This is a genomic window from Streptomyces sp. RP5T (assembly GCF_003933965.1).
Classification (GTDB): Bacteria; Actinomycetota; Actinomycetes; order Streptomycetales; family Streptomycetaceae; genus Streptomyces.
Genome location: NZ_RSAJ01000572.1, coordinates 1 through 5,259 on the forward strand (window position 1 = coordinate 1; position 5,259 = coordinate 5,259).

The 5,259-nt window shown below is 73.9% G+C and carries 5 protein-coding genes; all 5 read right to left on the reverse strand.

Features of this window, described 5'->3' with window-relative positions:
* The coding region (locus EHS43_RS36555; RefSeq protein WP_148104177.1) for a HypC/HybG/HupF family hydrogenase formation chaperone at nucleotides 1–253 on the reverse strand (253 nt) is incomplete at its 3' end.
* 5 nt (nucleotides 254–258) lie between these two features.
* Nucleotides 259–2,541, reverse strand: a complete 2,283-nt coding sequence (gene hypF, locus EHS43_RS36560; protein WP_125194900.1) for a carbamoyltransferase HypF — start codon at nucleotides 2,539–2,541, stop codon at nucleotides 259–261.
* On the reverse strand, nucleotides 2,538–3,044 hold the full coding sequence (locus EHS43_RS36565; protein WP_125194901.1) for a hydrogenase maturation protease: 507 nt from the start codon (nucleotides 3,042–3,044) through the stop codon (nucleotides 2,538–2,540). Before EHS43_RS36565 ends, hypF begins: the two co-directional genes overlap by 4 nt.
* 117 nt (nucleotides 3,045–3,161) lie before the next feature.
* Nucleotides 3,162–4,673 carry a multicopper oxidase family protein gene (locus EHS43_RS36570; RefSeq protein ID WP_125194902.1) on the reverse strand — a complete coding sequence of 504 codons (1,512 nt, stop codon included), beginning with the start codon at nucleotides 4,671–4,673 and terminating at the stop codon, nucleotides 3,162–3,164.
* A gap of 55 nt (nucleotides 4,674–4,728) precedes the next feature.
* On the reverse strand, nucleotides 4,729–5,193 hold the full coding sequence (locus tag EHS43_RS36575; protein ID WP_125194903.1) for a hypothetical protein: 465 nt from the start codon (nucleotides 5,191–5,193) through the stop codon (nucleotides 4,729–4,731).
* Between the last annotated feature and the right edge of the window lie 66 nt (nucleotides 5,194–5,259).

Sequence of the window (5,259 nt, forward strand, 5' to 3'; positions counted from 1 at the left end):
GCAGAGGCTCGCCCAGCTCCCCCTCCACGGCCCCGGCCATCGCGCGCAACACCTCAAGCGTCCGCCGGGCCTCGGACTCGTCGACCAGCGTGATGGCGAACCCCACGTGCACGATCACGTACGACCCCACCCGGGCGTCCGGCGTACAGCTCAGGCACACCTCTCGCCGGATGCCCCCGAAGTCCACGGTCGCCATGCGCAGCCCGGCGTCGTCGTGCACCTCCAGCACCCGCCCCGGAATCCCCAGACACATCGCGCTCACCCCACTCCGGCCAGTCGCGCGGCCGCGACCGCGGCCTGCCCGTAGCTGATGCCGCCGTCACCGACCGGCACCTGACCGCCGACCAGCACCCGCAGCCCCTGCGCGCGCAGCCGGCGCCGCACCTCCGTCAGCAGCCGCCGGTTGACGAAGCAGCCCCCGCCCAGGCACACCGTGCGCGGCGCGCCCTCGGCCACCGCATGGGCGGCCAGCTCGGACGTGACGATCGCCAGCGTCAGGTGGAAGGCCGCGGCCAGCCGCGCCACCGGCTCCCCTTCGAGCCTGCGCTCCAGCAGGTCGGCGAGGGTCGGGGCGGAGTCGTACACCCACAGCCCGTCCGCCCGCACCACGCGGTGGGCCAGCGGCACGGCGTGGGTCTCGCCCGCCGCCGCTTCGAGCAGGACGGCGGCCTCACCCTCGTAGGAGACCCGGTCGGCCAGGCCGAGCAGCGAGGCGACCGTGTCGAAGAGCCGCCCGGCGCTGGAGGCGCGGGGACAGTTGACGTTCCCGGCGACCATCGCGGTCACGGTGGCCAGCTCGTGCGGGTCGAGTCGCCCGGTGAAGGCGCGGGTCAGCCACGGGTACGGGCGCGGCGATCCCAGGGCCTCGCCGCCGAGCAGATGGCCGAGGGCGGTGCGGGAGGGATGGCGTACCGCCGCGTCGCCGCCGGGCAGGGGCGCTGTCGCGAACCTGCCCACGCGGCGGTAGCCGCTCAGATCGGCGACGAGGACCTCGCCGCCCCACATCGTGCCGTCGTCACCGAGCCCCAGACCGTCGTAGGCGATGCCGAGGAAGGGCCCGCGCACCCCGTGCTCGGCGGCGCAGGCGGCCACGTGCGCGTGGTGGTGCTGCACCGGGATGCGGGGCTGGGGCTGCGTGCGGGCCCACTGGGTGGAGAGGTAGCCGGGGTGCAGATCGTGCGCCAGCACGCGCGGCTCGATGCCGGTGAGGTGCCGCAAGTGCGCGTACGACGCCAGGAACGCCTCGTGCGTCGCCAGGTCGGACAGATCGCCGGTGTGCGGGCCGAGCACGGCACGGCCGTCCGCGGCGAGCGTGAAGGTGTGCTTGAGCTGGGCCCCGACGCCGGCGACCGGTTCGCGCACGCGCAGCGGCAGCGGTGCGGGGGCGAGGCCGCGGGCCCGGCGGACGGTGATGCGGGTCCGGCCGGCGAACTGGAGCACCGAGTCGTCGTAGCGGGCCCGGATCGGACGGTCGTGGGTGAGGAACCCGTCCGCGACACCGGCCAGGGCGTGGCGGGCCGCGGCGTCGTCCACGGCGATGGGCTCGTCGCTGAGGTTGCCGCTGGTGACCACGAGGGGCCGGGCCACATCGGCGAGCAGCAGGTGGTGCAGACCGGTGGTCGGCAGGAACAGGCCGACGCGCGTGAGCCCGGGGTGCACCCCCGGGGCGAGGGGGTGGGCACCGCGTCTGCGGAGGGCCAGCAGCACCACGGGGCGCTCGAGGGAGGTGAGGGCGCGTTCCTCCGAGGCGCTGATCACGGCCAGACGTGCCGCGCCGTGCAGCCCGTCGACCATCACGGCGAAGGGTTTCGCGGGACGCCGCTTGCGGCGCCGCAGTTCGGCCACCGCGCGCGGGTCACCGGCATCGCACACCAGTTGGTAGCCGCCCAGGCCCTTCAGGGCGACGATCCCGCCCTCGGAGACGGTCCGCACCGCCGCCCGCAACGCCTCCTCGCCCCGCAGGTCCTCCCACCCGAGCCGCGGACCGCAGGCGGGGCACGCGACGGGCTCGGCGTGGAAGCGCCGGTCGGCGGGATCGGCATACTCCGCGGCGCAGTCGGCGCACAGCGGGAAGCGGCGCATGGTGGTACGGACGCGGTCGTAGGGGAGGCCCTCGATGATCGTGGCGCGGGGGCCGCAGTCCGTGCAGTTGACGAACGGGTAGCGGTACCTCCGGTCGCGCGGGTCACGCAGTTCGCTCAGACACGCGTCGCAGATCGCGGCGTCGGGCGGGATCTCGCAGGCGGCCGGGCCCGGCCCTCCGGGTGCGCTGTGCCGCACCCGGAAGGTCTTCTCGTACGACGGCCGGGTGTCCTCGCTCAGCCGGACCCGGCGTACCCGGGCCAGGGCCGGCGCGTCGGACCGCAGCCGGGCGGCGAACCTCTCGATGACGCCGGGAGGCCCGACGACCTCGCCCTCCACATGGCCGTTGACGTTGGCCACCCAGCCGGTCAGCCCGAGTTCGGCGGCGGTGCGGTAGACGAAGGGCCGGAAGCCGACGCCCTGCACGGTGCCGTACACCTCGAAGCGCCGCGCGGTCATGGCCGGGCCTCGGTGACGGACCGGCCGTACCGCGCGATGTCGTCCTCCACGGCGTCGGCGACCCTGTCCACGGCGGCCGCCACGGCGGGGGAGAGGCCGGCGCCGAACTCGCCGTCCGCACCTTCGACGGCGTACACGACCAGCTCGCGCGGCAGGAGCCCCAGGACGCGCGCGAGTTCCACCGCCTCGCCGAGCCCCAGGCCGTGCGAGCTGGTGGTGGGCGGAGCGGGCAGACGCGCGTCCCGGAGTGCGAGGCGGTGCACACGGCCGGGCGTGCCCGGGTGCGCGTGGGCCGCGTCGATGACGACGGCCAGGTCCGCACCCTCCCACAGGCCGATCAGCCGTGCGGGATCGCCGTCACAGGTGGCCAGCTCGATTCCGGACAGCCTCGGCTCTCGTACGGACCGTGTCCGCAGCCGGGCGACGACGGCCCAGCCCACGCCGTCGTCGCGCCGGAACTCGTTGCCGACGCCGATGACGGCGATCCGCGGGTGGGCCCTCATGCCTCCACGGTCCGTCCTCGCGAGCGGGCCCCACAGGGGCCGAACGACCCATGCCGCAGGGCCGAGGGGGCCTGTTCCCGGCCCGGGCCGACGAGGCACCGGCCCGGCCCGCCCGGATCAGGCCCGGTAGGCGACCAGCGCCATCATGCCCGCCTCTCCGTGGTAGGCGTTGTGGCAGTGCAGCAGCCACTGGCCGGGATTGTCGGCGTCGAAGTACACCGACACGGTCCGCTTCGGCAGGACGATGGTGGTGTCCTTGCGCGGACCGCTCGTGCCGAGCTGGTAGGTGTGGCCGTGCAGGTGCATCGGGTGCCACATGGTGGTGGTGTTGACGAAGTCGAGCCGGACGCGCTGACCCTCCTCCACGGTGAGGGGATGCGCGGCCGGGTCGTTCATGTCGAACCGCCGGCCGTTGACGGCCCAGTTGTACGCCATCATGGACCCGCTCAGCTCGACGCGGTGGACCCGGTCGGCCTTCTTGGGGGCCAGACCGACGTCGTCCGCCGCGCGCAGCCGGGAGGCGGCCACGAGCTTGCCCTCCAGTTCCCTCGGACGGACGGTCGCTGTAGGGGTGGCGCCGGATCCGGTGCGGACGACGGCCATGCCGGTGGCGTTCTTGCCCTCGGCCAGCGCCACCAGGGGGAAGACGCCGTCGCCCAGGGTGACCAGGACGTCGTAGCGTTCGCCCATCCCGATCAGCAGGGCGTCGACCTGCTGGTGCCGCACGGGAAAACCGTCGGTGTGGGTGAGGGTGAGCCGGTGGCCGCCGAGCGCGACACGGTAGGCGGTGTCGCTGCCGGCGTTGACGATCCGCAGCCGGACGCGTTTGCCGGGCTTGGCGCGATAGACCTGCGGGTCTGCCGGAACACGGCCGTTGACCAGGTGGTAGGGGTACTTCACGTCGCCGGCGTCGCCCCCCAGCATCGGACTCCGGGCACCCATGAGCATGAACCGCATGCCCATGTCCATGCCGCCGTCCATGTCCATGCCACCCATGCCGTGGCGCAGCTCGGCGAAGACCTCGTCGGGGGTGCCGGTGACACCGTCGAGCCAGTCGTCCAGGACGACCACCCACTCCTCGTCGTACGACAGCGGCTCCCTGGGGTCCTCCACGATGAGCGGCGCGTACAGGCCCCGGTCGAGCTGGACGCCGACGTGCGGGTGGAAGAAGTAGGTGCCGGGGGCGTCGGCGGTGAACCGGTAGGTGAAGTTGTGTCCGGCGCGCACGGCGGACTGGGTGGCCGGCGGAACGCCGTCCATGTCGTTGCGCAGGGCGATGCCGTGCCAGTGGACGGAGGTGGTGGCCTGGTCCGGAAGCTGGTTGGACAGCGTGGCGGCCAGCGCGTCCCCGGTCCGGACGCGTAGTTCCCTGCCCGGCGTCCGGCCGCTGAAGGCCCAGGTCCTGGCCGTGGTCCCGGCACCCAGGTCGACCGTGGCCTGTGCCGCGGTCAGGGTCACCGAGTGTGTCGTGCCGGTCCTGGTGCGCTTCTTGTCGGCGGCCACGACGGCCGGGCCGGAGGGACTGACCAGGGCAGGAGCATCGGTGGAGCCGCTGCAGGCGGCGAGCGCGCCCGCGCCCGCGACGCCGAGCCCGGCCAGCAGGACGGAGCGTCGGTTGATGGTGTTCACGGAAGGGGTCCTTCGTCTCGATGTCGCTGTGGTGGGGTCCGCGGGCGGGCGCGGCCTACAGCAGGAATCGAGAGAGGAGGACGGGAAGGTCCGGCGGTGCCCGGTTGCTGGTGCTCGGGACGTCCCGGGCGTCCGCCGCACCAGGGTGGACGGCCGATACGACGTCGCGCGCGGGCTGGTGCGGAGGCGCGAGTTTCAGACTGTCGACGCCGGCGGCGGAGCAGTGCTGCATCGCTGTGCCGGTGCAGGCCCCGTCGTCCTCGTGGGCGGCGGGCGGGACCGTGAGACCGGGCGCCGCCATGTGTCCGTTCGTTTGCGCAGGGGGCGTCGGCGCGGCGGTGTGGCGCATACCGGCCATGCTGCTGGTGCCGGACCCACCGGTCGGCGGTACGTGCGTGATGGCGGGCGCCGTTTCGTGGTGCACGAGAACGGCGAGCACCGCCACCAGAGCGATGACGACAGCGCGTGTCCACCGGCCTGTGACGCCGCGGGCGCCCGGCCGGTGAAGGGTTGTCGTCATGGCTGGGCCCGCAATCGAGGGGGAACGGGGGAACGGCTGTCCTCCGTCAATGTACCCCCGTGGGGT